18 protein-coding genes are annotated in these 19125 nt (G+C 45.6%); 15 read left to right on the top strand and 3 right to left on the bottom strand.

Going from position 1 to position 19125, the window contains the following annotated elements:
* Window positions 1-8 precede the first annotated feature (8 nt).
* Complete coding sequence (locus J7E78_RS18375) at window positions 9-671, top strand: class II aldolase/adducin family protein (protein ID WP_215077635.1); 663 nt, start codon at window positions 9-11, stop codon at window positions 669-671.
* Between the two features lie 131 nt (window positions 672-802).
* Window positions 803-1153, top strand: coding sequence for a hypothetical protein (locus tag J7E78_RS18370; protein ID WP_215077634.1), 351 nt, complete (start codon window positions 803-805; stop codon window positions 1151-1153).
* 320 nt (window positions 1154-1473) lie between these two features.
* Here the strand turns inward: J7E78_RS18370 and J7E78_RS18365 are convergent, their stop codons facing one another.
* Entirely contained in the window at window positions 1474-2100 is a 627-nt protein-coding gene (locus J7E78_RS18365; protein WP_215077633.1) for an FMN-dependent NADH-azoreductase, read from the bottom strand.
* A 237-nt stretch (window positions 2101-2337) separates the two neighbouring features.
* Here J7E78_RS18365 and J7E78_RS18360 point away from each other — a divergent pair, with 237 nt between their 5' ends.
* From J7E78_RS18360 to J7E78_RS18325, 8 genes are all read left to right on the top strand, one after another.
* On the top strand, window positions 2338-3276 hold the full coding sequence (locus J7E78_RS18360; RefSeq protein ID WP_062836066.1) for a sugar-binding transcriptional regulator: 939 nt from the start codon (window positions 2338-2340) through the stop codon (window positions 3274-3276).
* A 208-nt stretch (window positions 3277-3484) separates the two neighbouring features.
* Window positions 3485-4135 carry a deoxyribose-phosphate aldolase gene (gene deoC / locus J7E78_RS18355; RefSeq protein WP_215077757.1) on the top strand — a complete coding sequence of 217 codons (651 nt, stop codon included), beginning with the start codon at window positions 3485-3487 and terminating at the stop codon, window positions 4133-4135.
* 228 nt (window positions 4136-4363) lie between these two features.
* Window positions 4364-5554: a NupC/NupG family nucleoside CNT transporter gene (locus tag J7E78_RS18350; protein ID WP_215077632.1), complete on the top strand. Its 1191-nt coding sequence runs from the start codon at window positions 4364-4366 to the stop codon at window positions 5552-5554.
* A 29-nt stretch (window positions 5555-5583) separates the two neighbouring features.
* Window positions 5584-6762 (top strand): phosphopentomutase, encoded by a 1179-nt coding sequence (gene deoB / locus J7E78_RS18345; protein ID WP_215077631.1) that lies wholly within the window; start codon window positions 5584-5586, stop codon window positions 6760-6762.
* A 97-nt stretch (window positions 6763-6859) separates the two neighbouring features.
* Complete coding sequence (gene deoD / locus J7E78_RS18340) at window positions 6860-7567, top strand: purine-nucleoside phosphorylase (RefSeq protein ID WP_215077630.1); 708 nt, start codon at window positions 6860-6862, stop codon at window positions 7565-7567.
* Window positions 7568-7852: 285 nt separating this feature from the next.
* Entirely contained in the window at window positions 7853-9154 is a 1302-nt protein-coding gene (locus J7E78_RS18335; RefSeq protein WP_215077629.1) for a pyrimidine-nucleoside phosphorylase, read from the top strand.
* Between the two features lie 431 nt (window positions 9155-9585).
* Window positions 9586-10884: an IS110 family RNA-guided transposase gene (locus J7E78_RS18330; RefSeq protein ID WP_463674770.1), complete on the top strand. Its 1299-nt coding sequence runs from the start codon at window positions 9586-9588 to the stop codon at window positions 10882-10884.
* A gap of 411 nt (window positions 10885-11295) precedes the next feature.
* A complete protein-coding gene (locus J7E78_RS18325) occupies window positions 11296-12519 on the top strand; it encodes a hypothetical protein (RefSeq protein WP_215077628.1) in 1224 nt (407 codons plus the stop codon).
* Window positions 12520-12606: 87 nt separating this feature from the next.
* On the opposite strand, the gene J7E78_RS18320 is transcribed toward J7E78_RS18325, so the two are convergent.
* Both J7E78_RS18320 and J7E78_RS18315 read right to left on the bottom strand, forming a co-directional pair.
* Complete coding sequence (locus J7E78_RS18320; protein ID WP_215077627.1) at window positions 12607-13590, bottom strand: TIGR03943 family putative permease subunit; 984 nt, start codon at window positions 13588-13590, stop codon at window positions 12607-12609.
* A gap of 82 nt (window positions 13591-13672) precedes the next feature.
* Entirely contained in the window at window positions 13673-14707 is a 1035-nt protein-coding gene (locus J7E78_RS18315; RefSeq protein ID WP_215077626.1) for a permease, read from the bottom strand.
* 273 nt (window positions 14708-14980) lie between these two features.
* Between J7E78_RS18315 and J7E78_RS18310 the strand changes: the two genes are divergently transcribed.
* From J7E78_RS18310 to J7E78_RS18290, 5 genes are all read left to right on the top strand, one after another.
* The gene (locus J7E78_RS18310) at window positions 14981-16180 is read left to right on the top strand and encodes a GTP-binding protein (RefSeq protein ID WP_215077625.1); all 1200 of its coding nucleotides are present in this window, start codon (window positions 14981-14983) and stop codon (window positions 16178-16180) included.
* Between the two features lie 70 nt (window positions 16181-16250).
* Window positions 16251-16400 carry a 50S ribosomal protein L33 gene (gene rpmG, locus J7E78_RS18305; protein ID WP_036613813.1) on the top strand — a complete coding sequence of 50 codons (150 nt, stop codon included), beginning with the start codon at window positions 16251-16253 and terminating at the stop codon, window positions 16398-16400.
* Between the two features lie 49 nt (window positions 16401-16449).
* A complete protein-coding gene (locus J7E78_RS18300) occupies window positions 16450-17157 on the top strand; it encodes a metal ABC transporter ATP-binding protein (protein ID WP_215077624.1) in 708 nt (235 codons plus the stop codon).
* Complete coding sequence (locus J7E78_RS18295; protein WP_215077623.1) at window positions 17103-17996, top strand: metal ABC transporter permease; 894 nt, start codon at window positions 17103-17105, stop codon at window positions 17994-17996. Before J7E78_RS18300 ends, J7E78_RS18295 begins: the two co-directional genes overlap by 55 nt.
* Window positions 17983-19101 carry a metal ABC transporter solute-binding protein, Zn/Mn family gene (locus J7E78_RS18290; RefSeq protein ID WP_215077622.1) on the top strand — a complete coding sequence of 373 codons (1119 nt, stop codon included), beginning with the start codon at window positions 17983-17985 and terminating at the stop codon, window positions 19099-19101. The genes J7E78_RS18295 and J7E78_RS18290 overlap by 14 nt, the downstream gene beginning before the upstream one ends.
* Window positions 19102-19125 lie beyond the last annotated feature (24 nt).

The raw sequence follows: 19125 nt of genomic DNA, 5'->3' as shown, positions 1-19125 counted from the left end.
TGAGCAACATGTCTGAACAGCAAATAAGGGAAGAGTTGACGAAGTATGCACGCAGAGCAGTTGCCCAAGGGTTGGTGGTAGGACCCGGTGGGAATCTGAGCGCTCGCTCTGGGGGAACGATGTTATTGTCTCCGAGTGGTTATGCACTTGAAGATCTGGAACCGGACGAGTGGATCGCTATTGATATCGAGACAGGAGCGACTAGCACGGGATCAACACGTCCGTCTTCCGAAGTATTAATGCATCTGAATAGTTATCGTGTGAATCCTGATATTCAAGCCATTGTGCATACGCATCCGGCATATACAATCGCACTTAGTCTCGTTTTTGATGAATTGCCACACTTGTTCCCTGATCAGTCTGCATTGGTGGGCGATATCGGATTTGTTCCATACGTTCTGCCAACGACGAAGCTTCTTGCCGATGCAGTCTCAGCAAAGGTAGAAGAACATACGGCACTCATTCTCGTTAATCACGGATTGGTTACGACCGGTAAAAACCTCCGCGAAGCCTATTACCGCACTCAGGTGGTGGAAGAAAGCGCGAAAGTATATATGATTGCCAAGGCAGCCGGAGAGCCCAAAGTGTTAACTGCTGAAGAATATAAGGAAATTCAATCCCTTGAAAGTGAAGCCTATCGTGTACAGTTGTTGCAACAACTCCAGTCCTAAACGGATATTAATCATTCGTCAAAACCTGACACGAAACTGGATAATCCACTATTTTTCTCGACAACTATTGCATAACCTGAAATACCGAGTATAATACTGGGTAAATAGATGAAAAGGGGATGCAATAAAAGATGAAAACACATGCTGAATTGAACTCACTTCTTGTTGACGATTATCTGGATCTCCTGAACATTGCGAAACAGCTAGGTGATGACGAATGGAAAGATGCTATTCTGCAAGCATTAAAGGAAGAAGTTGATGCGAATCATCATCTGGATTCTAAAGAGGTAAGGCAGGATTTATGGAGTCAATTTGAAGGCATTAATGAACAGATGCATGATCTGTTAATGCAACTGAAGCATGCTGACAATCCAGAAGAGAAAGAGCAGATTATTGAAATGATCTGGGGATTGAAAGTAGACCGTCATGCGATCACACGTAAACTTGAAACCATGAGCCGTGCCAGCGCTGGACATCAGTAAGCTCTAAGGTTGATTATACATCGAAAACCCGCGTGTTTCCTGGGAAGATCCCCTAGGTCGCACGCGGGTTTTGTTTTTGCTTTATTGTTTACTACACTTTAGGGCGTGTTCAAAAAGATCGGTTTTCAGTACCAAGAAGATGGGATGAAGATAGAAATGGAGTAGCGGAGCGTAGGGAAAACTACGTGAGCAACTACAATGTTTCCAAAGGAAACATACTTCGTAAGCCTCCCGCTTATTTCGGCTGAATTCCATATTCGATGCTGATGATGCCATTAGGCATCCTTCTTAATCAAAAGCAGACTTTTTGAACTACCTCTCTAAAACTGTTTTGCGAAAGTGCGTGCTTTCTCTATAGCCTGTTGCTTGATTTCATCTGCACGTTCTTTATATTGATTGTGCCCCTCTACAAAAATGCCATCAAGCTTCGGCACGCCGAGGAAAGACATGATAATGCTCAGGTAACGGTGACCAGATTCCATTTGGGCCGCTGGGCCTTCGGAATAAATGCCACCGCGAGCCTGAATATGCAGCGCTTTTTTGTCAGACAACAGTCCAACAGGACCTTGTTCGGTATAACGAAATGTTTTGCCAGCTACGCAGATCGAGTCCACATAAGCTTTCAGAATTGGAGGGAACGAGAAGTTCCACATTGGGGTTACAAAAACATATTTATCTGCTGCGGCAAATTGATCCGACAGTTCATTCAAACGACTTACTTTGGTCTGCTCTTCGGCAGTCAGATCACTACCCGATTGCAGTTTGCCCCAACCACTGAAGACATCCGCATCGATATGCGGGATATCTGAGCGATACAGATCGAGGTGAACGACCTCATCAGAAGGGTGACTTTCACGATAAGCATCAATAAATGCTTTGCCCGTAGCCATGCTGAAGGAGGTTTGATGATCATGAGGATGGGCAGTAATATACAATAAGGTAGACATGTAGTTCTTCCTCTCTGTGCGATTAATGGGGTGAAACTCTCTTGGCAATGATGAAGCGACCGCAGTAGTATGCATCGTTTCCTCCATTTTATACGTAAGAAAAGGATATGAATGGATTGATCATGATACGGAATTGGATGCGATATAGTGACCAGATACTCAATCCATGTATAATATACAGGACGAGCATTTATGTTCCAACGATAATAGGGATGAGTGAGATGAGCGCACATGGGAATGGACCTGGAGAAGCAAAGATTAAGCATTGAAGCAGCGAAGTTGTATTATCAGTCTGATTACAGCCAGCAGGATATTGCCGCAAGATTGGGCGTGTCGCGTCCAACAGTATCAAGGTTACTTCAGTACGCGAAAGACCGTGGATATGTCCGGATTGAAATTATGGACCCGCTGGAGGATATCGATATCATTGCCGGAGAACTTAAGTCGAAATATGATCTGGATACGGCACTTGTGTGTTTTGCCCCGTTGAAGAGTGATGAGGAAATACAGAAGCATATCAGCAAACGAGCAGCCGATTATCTTCAGGAGACGGTTCAGGATGCAGATATTATCGGCGTGACTTGGGGAACAACCATGCATGCTGTAGCACGCCAGCTTCGTCCTAAGCAGGTCAAAGGTGTCGAAGTCGTACAATTGAAGGGGGGCGTAAGCCACTCCCATGTCAATACGTATGCCGCTGAGATTGTTCATTTGTTCGCTGAGGCATTCCATACGGTACCAAGGTACTTGCCACTGCCTGTTATTTTCGACAACATTGAAGTAAAAAACATGGTGGAAGCGGATCGGCATATCGGCAGAATCGTGGAACTTGGCAGACAGGCCAACATTGCTTTGTTTACCGTGGGTACTGTGAAGGAAGATGCATTATTGTTCAGGCTCGGTTACTTCAATGAAGAAGAACAACAATTATTAATGAACTCCGGCGCAGGTGACATTTGTTCACGCTTTTTCGACGCGGAAGGTCAGTTGATCAGTGAAGAGATTAACAGCAGAACCGTTGGAATTGATCTAGCCGAGTTGAGAAATAAGGAAAAATCAATTCTGGTTGCCGGGGGACAACGCAAAATTGAAGCCATTCACGCCGCGCTTAAAGGTCATTACGCCAATATTCTGGTCACGGACCAGTACACAGCGCAGGCATTACTTCGATTTTAATTTCAAATGGATATGGATGACAACATCTGCCACGCAAAAAGGGCGGATGTTTTGCTTTTTTTAGGAAGAAAATATAACGAAGAAGAAAAGTAAGTGTGAACAAAAGTTCAAGTTGATTTTTACATATGTTCATGTTAGTGTAAGGGTATAGAAAATAACTAGTTCAGATAAGGGAGAGATTCAATTGACTACACCACAATTAGCTAAAATGATCGACCATACGTTGCTTCGTGCGGACGCAACGCAAAGTGAAATGGCCAAGTTAACCGAAGAAGCAAAGCAATATCAGTTTGCTTCCGTATGTGTTAACCCGGGCTGGGTTGCTTATGCTGCTGAGCAGTTGCAGGGTTCTGGCGTAGATATCTGCACCGTTATTGGTTTCCCTCTGGGAGCATCTACATCGGAGACAAAAGCTTTCGAAACCAAGGATGCGATTGCTAAAGGTGCAACTGAAGTCGATACAGTCATCAACATCAGTGCTTTGAAAGATGGCAAAGATGATTACGTTGAACAAGATATTCGTGTTGTTGTTGAAGCGGCTGCGGGTAAAGCTTTGGTGAAAGTTATTATTGAAACTTGTCTGTTGACGGATGAAGAGAAAGTACGTGCTTGTCAGGCAGCTGTGCGAGCTGGAGCTGATTTTGTTAAAACTTCTACAGGTTTCTCCACAGGTGGAGCAACGCCAGAAGATATCGCTTTGATGCGTCGTACTGTAGGTCCTGATGTTGGCGTTAAAGCTTCCGGTGGCGTACGTAGCCTGGAAGATATGCAGAAAATGATCGAAGCGGGTGCGACTCGGATCGGTGCAAGCTCTGGCGTGAAGATTATGCAGGGTGGTCAGTCTACATCTTCTTATTAAGCAAAAGGTTTAACAAGCACAAGCTTATCGAACAAAAGTAATGTTATGTTCTCTGTACTTGAGCCTTCGTTTCAGGTACAGGGAACACAATTTACACTTATATTTTATATAACGGAACTTATTGTAAGCGCTTCATAAGTTTTCTGAAAGATTACTGATAGTAATGCTTAAGAACCCTTTGAGCTGAATTTTCACATCCGGCTTAACTACCTTCAAAGGAGAGATCAAATGAAATTTCTAATTGCCCTTCTTGGTTTACTCGTTGTTTTTGGACTAGCTTATATCGCAAGCAACGGTAAAAAGAAGATTCGCTACCGACCACTGGTCGTTATGGTTGTTTTACAGGTGATCCTGGCGTATGCCTTGCTGAATACAGGGGTCGGGACATGGCTGATTGGCGGCTTCGCCACCGTATTTAAAAGTTTGCTTGATTATGCAAATGAAGGAATTGCGTTTGTATTTGGTGATTTAACGAAGGTTGAAGACGCAACTGGCGGTGTTCCGTTCTTCCTGAACGTCTTGATGCCAATCGTTGTTATCTCTGCACTTATTGGGATATTGCAGTATATCCGAATCTTACCTTTTGTTATAAAATATATTGGTCTGGTATTAAGCAAAATCAACGGAATGGGCAAACTGGAATCATATAACGCGGTTGCTTCGGCTGTATTGGGGCAATCTGAAGTGTTCATTTCTGTGAAAAAACAAATTGGGTTGTTGCCAAAACATCGGTTGTACACCTTGTGTGCTTCGGCGATGTCCACGGTGTCGATGTCGATTGTCGGTGCCTATATGACCATGATTGATCCGAAATATGTGGTTACGGCACTTGTGCTGAACCTGTTTGGCGGTTTTATCATTGCTTCCATTGTGAACCCTTATGAGGTTACGGAAGAAGAAGATATACTGGAAGTACAGGAAGAAGAAAAACAATCGTTCTTCGAAATGCTGGGCGAGTACATCCTGGATGGATTCAAAGTCGCCATCATCGTAGCTGCAATGTTAATCGGTTTTGTTGCCTTGATTGCACTTGTTAACGGAATTTTCAGCGCGGTGCTTGGCATTTCGTTCCAGGAGCTGCTTGGTTATGTGTTTGCACCATTAGCCTTTATTATGGGTGTTCCTTGGAAAGAAGCGATTCAGGCGGGAAGTATTATGGCAACCAAAATGGTATCCAACGAATTCGTCGCCATGCTGGCTCTGGCAAAGGAGACATTATTGTCTGCCAGAACAACAGGGATCGTATCCGTCTTCCTCGTGTCATTCGCTAACTTCTCCTCCATCGGTATCATTGCCGGTGCGGTGAAGGGACTTCATGAGAAACAAGGTAATGTGGTAGCCCGCTTCGGTCTGAAACTGCTTTACGGTGCATCGCTTGTCAGTGTATTGTCGGCGATCATCGCCGGACTGTTCTTGTAAACCGGATTATTGGAAGGAGTGCTTAGGTTATGTCAACATTCAAAAGAGTACATCTGATCGTTATGGATTCTGTAGGGATCGGCGAAGCGCCGGATGCAGCAGAATTTGATGATTTTGATGTAGATACCTTCGGTCACATTGCACGTGAACGCGGAGGTCTGAACATGCCTCACATGGCCAGTCTCGGACTGTCCAACATCAAAGAAATCGAGGGTGTCCCTGTAGCGGATGCACCTAAAGCGTATTACACCAAGATGCAGGAAGCATCCAGAGGCAAAGACACGATGACAGGTCACTGGGAGCTGATGGGTCTATACATTGATACACCCTTCCGCGTGTTCGAGAATGGTTTTCCCGATGAGTTGATTCAACGCATTGAAGAGAAAACGGGCCGCAAGGTAATCGGTAACAAACCGGCCAGCGGCACGGAGATTCTGGATGAGCTGGGTGCAGAACATGTTGAAACTGGCGCGCTCATCGTCTACACATCCGCGGATTCGGTTCTGCAAATTGCAGCACATGAGGACGTTGTTCCACTGAAAGAACTGTATGAGATCTGTGAGTTCTGCCGTGAGATTACACTTGAAGATCCGTACATGCTCGGCCGCATTATTGCACGTCCATTTGTAGGTGAAGCGGGTAACTGGAAACGTACTGCGAATCGTCATGACTATGCGCTTAAACCTTTTGGTCGTACTGTTATGAATGAACTGCAAGATAGCGGATTTGATGTGATTGCTTTGGGTAAAATCGCAGATATCTATGATGGTGAAGGTGTAACCAAGGCTGTTCGTACCGTCTCTAACATGGATGGCATGGACAAGTTGTCTGAAACAATGGATGAAGAGTTCACTGGACTCAGCTTCCTGAACCTGGTTGATTTTGATGCCCTGTACGGTCACCGTCGTGATCCGCAAGGTTATGCTCAGGCACTTGAAGACTATGATGCACGACTGCCAGAGATTTTTGCCAAAATGACCAATGATGATCTGCTGCTGATTACAGCTGACCATGGTAATGATCCAACATACCGCGGTACAGACCATACACGTGAATATGTACCACTCCTTGCCTACTCTCCGCGCTTCAGCGAGGGCAAAAAGCTTGATCTGCGCAGCACATTTGCTGACCTTGGCGCAACCGTAGCCGAGAACTTTGGAGTGAAGATGCCGGAATATGGCACCAGCTTCCTGAAGGATTTGAAATAAGTTTTTTGAAAACTGGATAGGGAAGGTCGGAGTAGCTTGGGCTGCTCCGGTCCTGCCATCATAATAGACTAATTGTATAACTGGAGGAGATTCATTCATGAGTACACATATTGGAGCAAAACCCGGAGATATCGCAGAAACGATCCTTTTGCCAGGAGACCCTTTGCGCGCGAAGTATATTGCAGATACGTACCTTGAAGATGTTGTATGTTACAACGAGGTTCGCGGAATGCTCGGTTACACAGGTACATATCAAGGACACCGGATTTCGGTGCAAGGTTCAGGGATGGGAATTCCGTCCTTCGCCATCTATGCTAACGAGTTAATCAGTGAATACGGCGTGAAAAACCTGATTCGTGTAGGTACTTGTGGCGGTATGCAGGAGCATGTACGTGTACGTGACGTCATCCTTGCACAAGCAGCATGTACGGATTCCAGCATGAACAAGCATGTATTCGGTGGATATGACTTCTCGCCAATCGCTACCTTCTCCTTGCTGAAAGAAGCGTATGACCGTGCAACAGCTAAAGGCATGAAGATTCATGTGGGTAACGTGTTCAGCTCCGATTCTTTCTATCGGGATGACCGTTCCGTTACTGAAAAATTGATGAAGCACGGTGTACTGGGCGTAGAGATGGAAACAACAGCACTGTACACCATCGCTGCCAAGTTTGGTGTTAACGCACTGACCATCCTGACGGTAAGTGACCACTTGCTGACAGGCGAAGAAACAACTGCCGAAGAGCGTCAAAAAACGTTCAACGACATGATGGTAGTTGCCCTCGACACAGCAATCACACTGTAAGTTTTAGATTAAACTAGCTGGGGTCAAAAGGATGTCGCACAACGTGTTTTATGTAACGCCAAAAGAATTGATTTTAATCGAAACTTTTGTTTTAAGCACGGAGTGAAGGACCCGGAATCGATTCTGAAGAAGCGTTAGCGTTCGTCTTTGTCTCCGAGTTTTCCCCATTGCAAAATGGATCAAAAAAACTTGGAGACAACAGCGATCAAAGGAACGATCCGGAGCCGTATCGGATTAACAACAAAGTGTTCAATACAATCAATATACACACAAGGAGAGATCATCATGAGAATGGTAGACATTATTGCCAAGAAACGCGACGGAAAAGAACTGACAACCGCTGAGATTGATTTTGTTGTTCAAGGATACACACAAGGAGAGATCCCGGACTATCAAGTCAGCGCATGGGCGATGGCAGTATTCTTCAAAGATATGACAGACAAGGAACGCGCCGATCTGACGATGTCGATGGTGAATTCCGGTGAAACGATTGACCTATCCGCGATCGAAGGCATCAAAGTAGACAAGCACTCCACAGGAGGTGTGGGTGATACGACGACACTGGTACTCGCTCCGCTCGTTGCTGCGCTGGATGTTCCTGTTGCCAAAATGTCCGGACGTGGACTTGGTCACACGGGCGGCACAACAGACAAATTGGAATCCGTTGCCGGTTTCCACGTAGAGCTTGAAAAAGAAGAGTTCATTCGTCTCGTTAACGAACACAAGGTTGCAGTTATCGGACAAAGTGGTAACCTTACACCTGCAGACAAAAAGCTCTATGCACTGCGTGACGTAACAGCTACCGTTAACTCCATTCCACTGATCGCCAGCTCCATCATGAGCAAGAAAATTGCAGCAGGTGCAGATGCAATCGTATTGGATGTTAAGACGGGTGCAGGTGCATTCATGAAAACAACGGAAGATGCTAAAGAATTGGCGCATGCCATGGTAAGCATCGGTAACAATGTTGGCCGTAAAACGATGGCTGTTATCTCCGATATGTCCCAACCGCTGGGTCTGGCGATTGGTAACGCGCTTGAAGTGAAAGAAGCCATCCTCACCCTGCAAGGTAAAGGTCCAAAAGATCTGGAAGAACTGTGTCTGGCTCTTGGACGTCAGATGGTATTCCTTGCTGGCAAGGCAGATTCCTTGGAGCATGCTGAGGAGAAATTGAAAGAAGTGATCCAGAACGGTAAAGCACTGGAGAAATTCAAAGATTTCCTGGCAAACCAAGGCGGAGACGCTTCGGTTGTCGATCATCCAGATCGTTTGCCACAAGCAAAATACCTGGTTGAAGTCCCAGCAGACAAAGACGGCTATGTTGCCGGAATCGTCGCTGACGAAATCGGAACTGCAGCAATGCTTCTCGGCGCAGGCCGCGCAACGAAAGAATCCGAGATCGATCTCGCGGTTGGCCTGATGCTGAACAAAAAAGTTGGTGACCCAGTCAAAGCTGGTGAGTCCCTAGTAACGATCCATGCCAATCGTGAAGACGTAGCAGACGTGATTGCGAAGATCAAAGAAAACATTACGATTGCGGATCATGCTGATGCGCCTGTATTGGTTCATGATATCGTAACGGAATAATACAATCAGAGCAGACGAGATGTAATCTCATGTCTGCTTGAACATGAAAGCCCCGAAGCTATGGATTACATAGTTTTGGGGCTTTTTTATAAACGAAATATTAGATATGAACCTTATATTATGTTAGATTATATTTACTCTTACTTCAATATTTGAGATAATACTTAAGTTATATTTTTCCTTTTGAGGAGGGTAGAAATTAGGTTAATATAAGGATCGAAATAGCTCTTTTGAGGTCCGAGGTATCTAAAGAAAGCTAAAATTCAATTCGTAAAACGGGTAGTATGTTAGAGTTTTTAGCAAGTACATACTTTAGGAGCCATTCCTGTAATGAAGTAATTTGAGCTTTGAATGAAAAATGCGCCTTTAGTATACTGGGAATCGTTGTTCCGACCAAAGAACAATACCCACATACGAAAAGAGGCGCACAAATGAAGTATAAGATGAAACAGAAACAGAATCAACGTATTACGCGAATTACAGAAGATACGCTAGTCATTGGAGCAGACATTGCCAAAAAGATTCACGTAGCTAGAGCGGTAGATTTCCGTGGCATTGAATTAGGAAAAGACTGCGTGTTCTACAACGATCAGGAAGGGTTAACTAGGCTAGTAACATGGATGAAAGAACTTCAGGAGGTTCATCTGAAAACGGACATTGTTTTCGGAATCGAGCCTACCGGGCACTACTGGTTCCCGCTAGCCGCTTTTCTGGAAGCTCGAGATATCAAGATCGTCATTGTGAACCCGCATCACGTAAACAAGAGCAAGGAACTTGAGGATAACTCGCCGACGAAGAGTGACTATAAGGATGCCAAAGTCATTGCAGATCTCATTCGAAACGGGAAATACTCGGAGCCCAAATTGCCAGCGATGGAATATGCCGAATTACGCATCCTCATGAATTTCCGTGAGAAGGTTATGGTGAATTTAAACCAAGTCAAGGCCCGTGTGCATAACTGGTTCGACCGCTATTTTCCAGAGTATTTGAGCGTGTTTAAAGATTGGGAAGGCAAAACTTCCTTGATGACAATGCGCCAGTTTCCGACACCGGAAGAGATCGTCTCTACAGGCGCCAGAGGCGTTCTCGCACACTGGAAAACGGAAGTGAAGCGTGGAGTCGGTATCAAGAGAGCGGAAAAGCTCTTTGCGACAGCCGGGATATCCATCGGGCTTACCGAAGGGTTACGAGCTGCGAGACTGGAGCTTCTGAGCTTGCTCGACCAGTATGAGCTTTTCTCTAAACAGGTGGAAACGACCATGAAACAGGTCATGGACATCTTGAGTGAGATACCGGGAACGATGCAGATGTTGAATATCCCGGGCGTTGGCGCGGTTACCGTTGCAGGATTTCTGGCTGAGGTTGGCGATCTGAGTCATTACGACCACGGACAACAAATCATCCGGTTGGCGGGCTTGAATCTAAAAGAAAATAGTTCTGGTAAGCGTAAGGGTAAAACCGGCATTACCAAGCGTGGACGATCTCGACTAAGAGCCCTATTGTTCCGTTGCGTCATGCCAATGGTAGCTAAGAATGAGGAGTTCAAGGCCCTTCACAAGTATTTCACAACACGAAGTCAAAATCCGCTGAAGAAAAAACAGTCGCTAATCGCGCTCTGCGGCAAACTGATACGCGTCCTGCACACGCTGGGGACGAAGGAAATAGAGTACAACGCAAACGAAGTTCTTGGTCCTGTACGACAAGCGCAGTTACAACAGATTGCAGCTTAGTTCAAAGAATCAATAGCCTGAAATCTCGACTCGTTCACAGATGTATAACGAGACAATTGAAGCACCGGAGAAGCCGAAGAATACCATTCCATAAGGGCAACGACCCCGTTTAGGAGCAAAAATCGGCCTCCACCCCTTGGCAGGTAGAACGAAGGAATGTAAGGGCAATGACCCCGCGTGACATGGGAGGGTAAACCCCGAGGGAGATGTGGAGATCCACTGTGCGATCATAAGCATGACCACAGTTTGGATAAAAAATGAAGTCCAAGCTCTGTTCCCGTCACCGGTCATTACAGCAAAATCTGGTTCTGAACCAATATTCCTCCATTAAGCCAAGATGTCGAAGTTGTAAATCTACGAATGGACGAGAAAACAGGCGAAAACATTACTTTATAGTGGGAGGAATTCAAGTTGTTTAGCAAATCTCAGAAAAAATTATCTAAAAGAACATTTATTGTGTTGAACGTTTTCATTTTATTGTTTGTAGCGACAGTTCAATTTAGAGTAGAGGCAGCCAATTCAGACTTTGCTTCTGGTGAACTGGAAGCGGGAGCTATCATGCAATGGGGGGGGACAGCACTCTTAGCTGCAGCGGGAAATGCAACAAGTATTGATCCCGTTATTATGGAGCAAGTTCATCAATTTGGACAACAGGCATGGCAAGATGCAGATAAATCTACAAAATTAGAAATTACGTCCTCCATCCAGGGGTATGACGATTTATGGGGTACCAATAGAAAGTACAGTCTACAATGGTCCTCAGATGCGCAGATTTATTTGGTGAAAAAATGGAATGAATATTTCGGTGCAGGAGCCCTGATTAATGCTTCAAACAATAAAATTGATACAGTTGCTACAATTAATTCGGTTATTATGAATTCAATTGCTGATGCCAGAATGGCTGATACAGGGTTTTATCGAGACTTAGGATTCATAAAAAATGCGTTTGGTAAAGATATTTTCCTTAGAGGAGTACAGATAGATTATCATGGAGCAATAAATATAAATTTTAATGAACCTTATACAATTCCAAGTGACAGCCCATTATTAAAAAAGAAGTTTCCCAACGCGCTTGTGGCTTATCGCGAAGCGGTTAAGGAGTTAGGGATCAAGCCTACATATCAAACGGTACAGCCTCGTTTTGGATTGCATCAGCATCCTTACACTCGTTATGAACCGTTAGCCTTCCCTAAAGAATTCCCAACAAGACTAACCCTTCCCGCCCTTAAAGGAATCGTTAATAACCAAGGTGTAATAACAACTCTCGAAAAACCAAACATTGGTCGGGTCGGAAACAGTTTAACAGGAGAAATCGCCATTAGTTATCCTACATATATTGGAGACACAGGCACGTTCACAAAGTCGGATTCCGTAACTCAGGCACCTCCAGAAGAACCCAATATTGGTGGTAATGGTAATAGTAATAGTAATGGAGATGGAGGCTCCAATGACACGCCTACTTATTCACCGCTTGATCTTATTGTATATAAAGCAATGTTGCAATTCTTACAAGAATACCGACTTAATCATTCGAATAACCTGGACCAGCTACTGGAGTTTATGAAATTAAATGATTCAGGCAAGCCATTCAACAAGCAAGCTTGGAATGAGTGGTCGGGAAGCTTCACCAAATAAAGACTTAAAAACACACTATGAATTCTATAGTGTGTTTTTTGTATTCATCATTTTCTATTAGGTTTTTTATAATTCATCGGTCTCTTCTTAATTGTTACTAAGCTTTTCATACGCCATCACCGAATCCGCGTTGGTATAAATGTAAGGCGTGGATGGTTCGGATACAGGTGTCACCTTTATTGCCCGAATCTCAATTATATCCTTACCCTTCACCTGTGCAGAGCCGATGTTGCCATCGATTTGCACCCAACTATCTGTAGGGAAGCTATCCGCTTCTGGGATGTGAATCATCACCCCGAAGGGAGCCGCATCAGCGGGGCAACACATGACGAGAAATCGTCCCAGTGCAAAATGTGATTCATGATCCATGCTTTTGTCCCGATAAACGAACCCGGTTAAGGAGATATCTTTGCCTGCAAATTGTCGCTGGAACATATCGATCGTGCCGAGGGTTTCAGAGAAAATCTCAGGATAGACTCGAATGACCTGTTCTGCATACAACTTCTCCGCCAGTTCAGCGAATTCGCGGCTATACTCGTCTGGGGGAATGAATTGTACTTTGGTAGCCGAAGCAGCCTGAACGGTCGTTGGTTTTTGTGTGAGATCTTGTACATTCAATTGCGTTGCTGGATCAGGTAAAGGCTCTTTTCGACGAATCTCGGGAGGGGCATAGGTGAGAGACATGCCTTTCTGACTGGCCATGGAACTGCCGAGAGCCCGATCAGGTAACAGAAACCCCAGCAACAAGGGGATAGCAATCAGACCATATACCATTAAGCTACGAAGGAACCTCGAGGGTGGTGGATGTTCACAGTCGCAATGAACCTCGTTTCTGCCGAACAGTCCGTGCCATGCCATGATAACGGCAATAAACAATAAGGGAACAGGACAGCATAATAGCAGTTTTTGCATGGTAGGAGCCAAATAATAATGAAGCGAATCACTTGAATTCAACTGAATAATGTACACTGCCACCCCGCCGATCCAGACCGCACGGATCAGGTTATGCCATTGAATGACGTGTGATCTTGGAACTGGAGGTTTGGTCATCGTATAGTCAGTGTGGTTCATATCATCACCTCGTCTCTATTAATAGTCAGTATGATAATTCATGTGATTAACCATTCAGGTCATGAAGCATTTTGTTCAGCCGTTATACCAGCAGATTAATCAACCACGAGCCGGCGAAGACGAGTATGATTATCGCTAGACTTAGACCAATAACAAACCGGGTACGGAAGGTGGAGAGCAGCATCAGAGTGCTTTTGAAATCCAGCATTGGACCAAGCACAAGGAAGGATACCAGCGGCCCCAGTGCAAACGTATGTGAGAACGCAGAAGCCACAAAAGCATCAGAAGTGGAGCAGAGGGACAGCACATAAGCAAATCCCATCATGAACACATAAGAGGCGACAGGACCATTGCCAAGTGAGATCAGATCGCTACGGCTGATAAAAGTCTGGATGCAGGCTGTAATCAGGGCACCGATCACCAGATATTTGCTCATATCGACGAATTCATCTCCAGCGTGAATGAAGAAACTGCGCCAGTTTTTTACATGGTTATGATCATGTGCATTTGCGTGCGCGTGAGGTTGCGCCATTTTAAACCCGGGATGTGTCTTGACCTCTGTCACTGCTACTTTCGGTATGCGTAGGGGATTACGTTTAACAAAGACATACACAAGCCCTCCTATGGAAGCAGCTACGGCAAAAGCCAGTCCCATGCGGGCGATGGTAATCTCAGGATGGGATGGAAAGGCAAGCAAGGTTGCGGTAAATACGATGGGATTGACTACGGGACCACTCAAGATGAACGTCACTGCGATATAGGCAGGCATGCCTTTATGCATCAACCGCCGCACTACCGGGATCATGCCACATTCACAGATGGGAAAAATAATACCCAGTAGCCCTGCGACCAGCACACCACCGATTGGATTCTTGGGTGTGAGTCTGCGGACCATTTCTTCGGATACGAACCACTGCATGAGTGAAGACAATAGCACCCCCATGAGCAGAAAAGGTGCTGCTTCAAGGAAAATGCCTATGAATACAGTTTTCATATTTTGCAAAGCTTCGCTGTTCCATGCTTCTTTCAGGTCGGGAGCCATCGTGATTAACACGGGAACAAGAAATGCACAAGGGATCAGGAGTGACAGGAGCTTCAGATTGGCTGCCATTTTCATGAAACAGACCTCCACAACTAGGACTTTGCTAAACTATATGCTTGTACGTGCAGCAACATACATCATTCAACTGTTCTAATCAACATTTTTACGATTAATAAAGATTCTTCTTCATATTAGAGTTGACAACCCAAAGAAAACTGCGGTATAGTTCGGATTGATCGTTATTAATAGTAATAATTACGATTAATGAAAGGGATCTATTTTTTTATCCCTCATAGGATCAGAAAGAAGATTAGTCATTACAACTTTAACAGAGTGGAGGAAGCAGAAATGTCAGATCAACAGGTTCAACATCGAGTTCCAGTAACCGTACTGAGTGGATATTTGGGTGCAGGCAAAACGACACTGCTCAATCATGTGCTTCATAACCGCGAGGGGATGCGGGTTGCTGTCATCGTCAATGATCTCAGTGAAGTTAACATCGATGCAGGTTTAATACGAGATGGTGGAGGCTTATCACGCATTGATGAGAAGCTGGTAGAGATGTCTAATGGTTGCATCTGCTGCACCTTGCGGGAGGATCTGCTGAAAGAAGTCGAGCGACTGGCGCTGGATGGTTCTTTTGACTACATATTAATTGAATCCACTGGTATCGGTGAACCGGTACCTGTTGCGCAGACGTTTACGTATATTGATGAGGAACTGGGCATTGATTTGACGAAATTCACTCGTCTCGACACGATGGTTACAGTTGTCGATGCTGCCCAGTTCTGGCGTGATTTTTACTCCAAAGAAACACTGAAGGATCGTGGACAGGAAGCCGGGGAGGACGATGTTCGCGGAATCGTTCATCTGCTGACGGATCAGGTGGAATTCTGTGATGTGCTGATTTTGAACAAATGTGATCTGGTCTCGGAGGAAGAACTGACGAAGCTTGAGAAAGCGTTACACGCCATGCAGCCGGAAGCCAAGCTCATTCGCACAACACACGGGCAGATTGATCCGAGAGAGATTTTGAACACGGGACGTTTTGATTTTGAAAAAGCTAGCCAGTCCGCGGGTTGGATCCGCGAATTGATGAAAGAAGAACATACCCCGGAGACTGAAGAATATGGAATTCATTCATTTGTCTATCATCGTAAACGTCCATTCCACCCGGAACGGTTGCTGCGTTGGATTGCGAAATATCCAGATAGCATCGTGCGATCCAAAGGTCTGATGTGGCTGGCGACAAGGAACCACATGGCGATCTCTTTCAGTCATGCCGGTACATCAAAGCAGCTTGCGCCAGCAGGAATATGGGTAGGTGCGATGAGTGAGGAGGAAAGGCAACTTCACTTTGGAGATACATTGCCAAGCATACCGGATTGGGATGATGAGTGGGGTGACCGCGTGACAAAATTAGTATTTATCGGAATCGATATGGAGCGAGCGGAGATTGAACGTACGTTGGATGAGACTCTTCTTACAGAGGATGAGATGCGGATGAACTGGCGTGAACTGAAAGATCCTTTTCCGGCATGGAGTTGACAAAATAAAAAGCATAGGCTACTATCATTAAATAGTAATTATTACGATTAAATAAGAGGAGGTAACAACCATGAGAGTCATTGTAACTTTAGCCTGTACCGAGTGCGGGGACCGCAACTACACAACAACCAAGAACAAACGTAACCATCCAGAGAGACTTGAGATGAAGAAGTACTCCCCACGTTTGAAGAAAATGACGATCCACCGGGAAACACGCTAAACTTTTTTGTTCATTTTAAATCGTAATATTTACGAAAAGAGGGAGTGGCATGATACTATCCTCCATGCGTGATGTTGTATTTGGATATGGCAAAGAGCCTGTCATTGATCAACTGTCGCTGGATATCCATGTGGGAGAGTTCATAGGCATCACAGGTCCCAATGGTTCTGCCAAGACGACCCTGTTAAAGCTGCTGCTGGGGCTATTGAAGCCCTGGAGCGGCACGATACATATGAATCCGCAGTTGAAACGTGGGAACAACTCCAATATCGGTTATGTGCCCCAGCAGGTGGCATCGTTTAATAGTGGATTCCCTAGCACGGTGAACGAACTGGTCCGATCGGGATGTTATAGCAGACTGGGACTCTTTCGCAGATTTACATCGGAGCAGGATGCCATCGTTGAACGCAGTCTGCGTGAGGTGGGCATGTGGGAATATCGGAATACACGTGTCGGTGAGCTGTCTGGTGGACAGAAGCAGCGGATCTGTATAGCAAGAGCCATGGCTGGGCAACCACAGGTTCTGGTGCTGGATGAGCCCACAACAGGAATGGACCGCCACAGTCGTGAAGGATTCTACAATCTGATGCGCCACTATGCTGATGTTCATGGGATAACAATTATTATGGTTACTCACGGGCTGGAAGAAATGGGAGATCGATTGGACCGAACGATTACTCTGGAGCGGCAAGAAAGTGAGGTATGGCAGTGTTTGAGTACGAATTCATGCAACGTGCCTTCTGGGCAGGGGGACTGATTGGAGTCATCGCTCCAATTCTCGGGGTTTATCTGATGCTCAGGCGGCAGGTCCTTATGGCAGACACGTTATCTCATGTCTCACTAGCAGGGGTGGCGCTCGGTTCGGTCATGAATCTTAACCCGGTCATCTGCGGATTCGCCATTGCCATTATCGGTGCATTACTGGTTGAACAATTGCGGCGAAGTTACCGAACCTACAGCGAGGTACCTGTGGCGATTATCATGACCTCGGGGTTGGCCCTTGCGGTGGTATTGATGAGTCTGAAAACGAATCTGTCCAAAACATTCAGCTCATACTTATTTGGATCAATTGTCGCGGTTAGCGATATGCAGTTGTGGATGATGGCAGGTGTATGTGTCACGGGTTTGCTTTTTTTCATCTTACTCCGAAGACCGCTCTATAGCTTTACGTTTGATGAAGAGACTGCTTCCATTGGAGGCGTTCAAGTGAGAGGTTTATCGTTTGCATTTGCCATTCTGACAGGAATGACTGTAGCTTCAGCCATGCCGATTGTCGGTGTATTGCTGGTGTCTGCTCTCATTGTACTGCCTGCTGCATTGGCACTTCGAGTGTCTCGCAGTTTTACAGCAGCGATCATTGTCGCGGTAATCACGGGGTTAATCGGTATTTTTAGCGGACTCACAACATCTTATCATCTAAATACACCACCGGGAGGAACAATTGCACTCATCCTGTTGGTCATCCTATTGACTGGAATATCAGCACAAAAGCTGATTGCACGATATAACCGCAAGCGTCACCGCAAAGAAACGAAATCACAACACGTCATTCTGGTCAACCATTCTAGGAGGAATACATCACATGAAATTCAGTAAAAAAGCTACGCTCGGATTATTGTTCAGTCTTACACTTATCGTTGCAGGCTGCGGACAAAAATCCGCTTCTGATGCAAATACAAGTTCTGCGGGTGCCGCTAATCCGGTCTCCACAGAGAGTGAAGCAGCAAAATTAAACGTGCAGGTCAGCTTCTACCCGATGTACGAGTTCACCAAAAATGTGGCAGGTGATCTGGCCGATGTCCATACACTCGTTCCTGCGGGTATGGAACCGCATGATTGGGAACCTACACCACAGGACATTGCCAGCATTGAGAAAGCGGATGTCTTGGTATATAACGGGGCAGGTATGGAGTCTTGGATGGATCAAGTCACCGGAAGTCTGAGCAACGCTTCGCTCATTCAGGTGGAAGCAAGCAATGGCATCGACCTGCTTGAAGGTGGAGAAGATGAGCATAACCATGGTCATGAAGATTCCGATGGAACGGATACGCACGACCATGCCGATGAATCCGCTGGGGAAGCACATGATCACGATCATACGGATGAAGCGACTACTGAAGAACACGACCATGATCATGACGCCGAGGCAGAAGCAGGACATGATCACGATCACGGTGGACTCGATCCCCATGTATGGCTGTCACCTGCATTGGCTGTAAAGGAAGTGCGCAATATTGAAGCGGGATTAACCCAGGCTGCTCCAGAACATGCTGAACAGTTCAAGCAGAATGCAGATGCTTACATTGTTCAACTGGAGTCACTGGATCGGGACTTCAAGGCGGCAGTGAAGGATAGCAAACGCAAGGATTTCATCACACAGCACGCTGCATTTGGTTACCTTGCCCAGGAATACGGATTGCAGCAGGTGCCCATCGCAGGATTGTCTCCTGAGCAGGAACCTTCGGCAGCTCAGATGGCATCTGTCATTGATTTTGCAAAAGAGCATCAGGTGAAAACGATTTTCTTTGAAACACTGGTTTCATCCAAAGTGTCTGAGACGATTGCAAGTGAAGTGGGGGCCAAAACGGCTGTATTGAATCCGATTGAGGGACTCACCAAGGAAGAAATTGCAGCGGGAATGGACTACATTAGCGTGATGAGACAAAATTTGGAGGCTCTGAAACTGGCGCTGAACGAATAATAAAAGATCGATTTGATGCCTTAC

This window comes from Paenibacillus polymyxa (assembly GCF_018614975.1).
Taxonomy (GTDB): Bacteria; Bacillota; Bacilli; order Paenibacillales; family Paenibacillaceae; genus Paenibacillus; species Paenibacillus polymyxa_E.
The sequence above is the reverse complement of the archived record's forward strand: the minus strand, read 5'-3'. Positions and strand labels throughout refer to the sequence as shown.

Excerpts from the sequence above, each read along its gene's own strand:
- J7E78_RS18375 (WP_215077635.1), top strand. The coding sequence starts at position 9 with ATGTCTGAACAGCAAATAAGGGAAGAGTTGACGAAGTATGCACGCAGA.
- J7E78_RS18370 (WP_215077634.1), top strand. The coding sequence starts at position 803 with ATGAAAACACATGCTGAATTGAACTCACTTCTTGTTGACGATTATCTG.
- J7E78_RS18365 (WP_215077633.1), bottom strand. The coding sequence starts at position 2,100 with ATGTCTACCTTATTGTATATTACTGCCCATCCTCATGATCATCAAACC.
- J7E78_RS18360 (WP_062836066.1), top strand. The coding sequence starts at position 2,338 with ATGGACCTGGAGAAGCAAAGATTAAGCATTGAAGCAGCGAAGTTGTAT.
- deoC (WP_215077757.1), top strand. The coding sequence starts at position 3,485 with ATGATCGACCATACGTTGCTTCGTGCGGACGCAACGCAAAGTGAAATG.
- J7E78_RS18350 (WP_215077632.1), top strand. The coding sequence starts at position 4,364 with ATGAAATTTCTAATTGCCCTTCTTGGTTTACTCGTTGTTTTTGGACTA.
- deoB (WP_215077631.1), top strand. The coding sequence starts at position 5,584 with ATGTCAACATTCAAAAGAGTACATCTGATCGTTATGGATTCTGTAGGG.
- deoD (WP_215077630.1), top strand. The coding sequence starts at position 6,860 with ATGAGTACACATATTGGAGCAAAACCCGGAGATATCGCAGAAACGATC.
- J7E78_RS18335 (WP_215077629.1), top strand. The coding sequence starts at position 7,853 with ATGAGAATGGTAGACATTATTGCCAAGAAACGCGACGGAAAAGAACTG.
- J7E78_RS18330 (WP_463674770.1), top strand. The coding sequence starts at position 9,586 with ATGAAGTATAAGATGAAACAGAAACAGAATCAACGTATTACGCGAATT.
- J7E78_RS18320 (WP_215077627.1), bottom strand. The coding sequence starts at position 13,590 with ATGAACCACACTGACTATACGATGACCAAACCTCCAGTTCCAAGATCA.
- J7E78_RS18315 (WP_215077626.1), bottom strand. The coding sequence starts at position 14,707 with ATGAAAATGGCAGCCAATCTGAAGCTCCTGTCACTCCTGATCCCTTGT.
- J7E78_RS18310 (WP_215077625.1), top strand. The coding sequence starts at position 14,981 with ATGTCAGATCAACAGGTTCAACATCGAGTTCCAGTAACCGTACTGAGT.
- rpmG (WP_036613813.1), top strand. The coding sequence starts at position 16,251 with ATGAGAGTCATTGTAACTTTAGCCTGTACCGAGTGCGGGGACCGCAAC.
- J7E78_RS18300 (WP_215077624.1), top strand. The coding sequence starts at position 16,450 with ATGATACTATCCTCCATGCGTGATGTTGTATTTGGATATGGCAAAGAG.
- J7E78_RS18295 (WP_215077623.1), top strand. The coding sequence starts at position 17,103 with ATGGCAGTGTTTGAGTACGAATTCATGCAACGTGCCTTCTGGGCAGGG.
- J7E78_RS18290 (WP_215077622.1), top strand. The coding sequence starts at position 17,983 with ATGAAATTCAGTAAAAAAGCTACGCTCGGATTATTGTTCAGTCTTACA.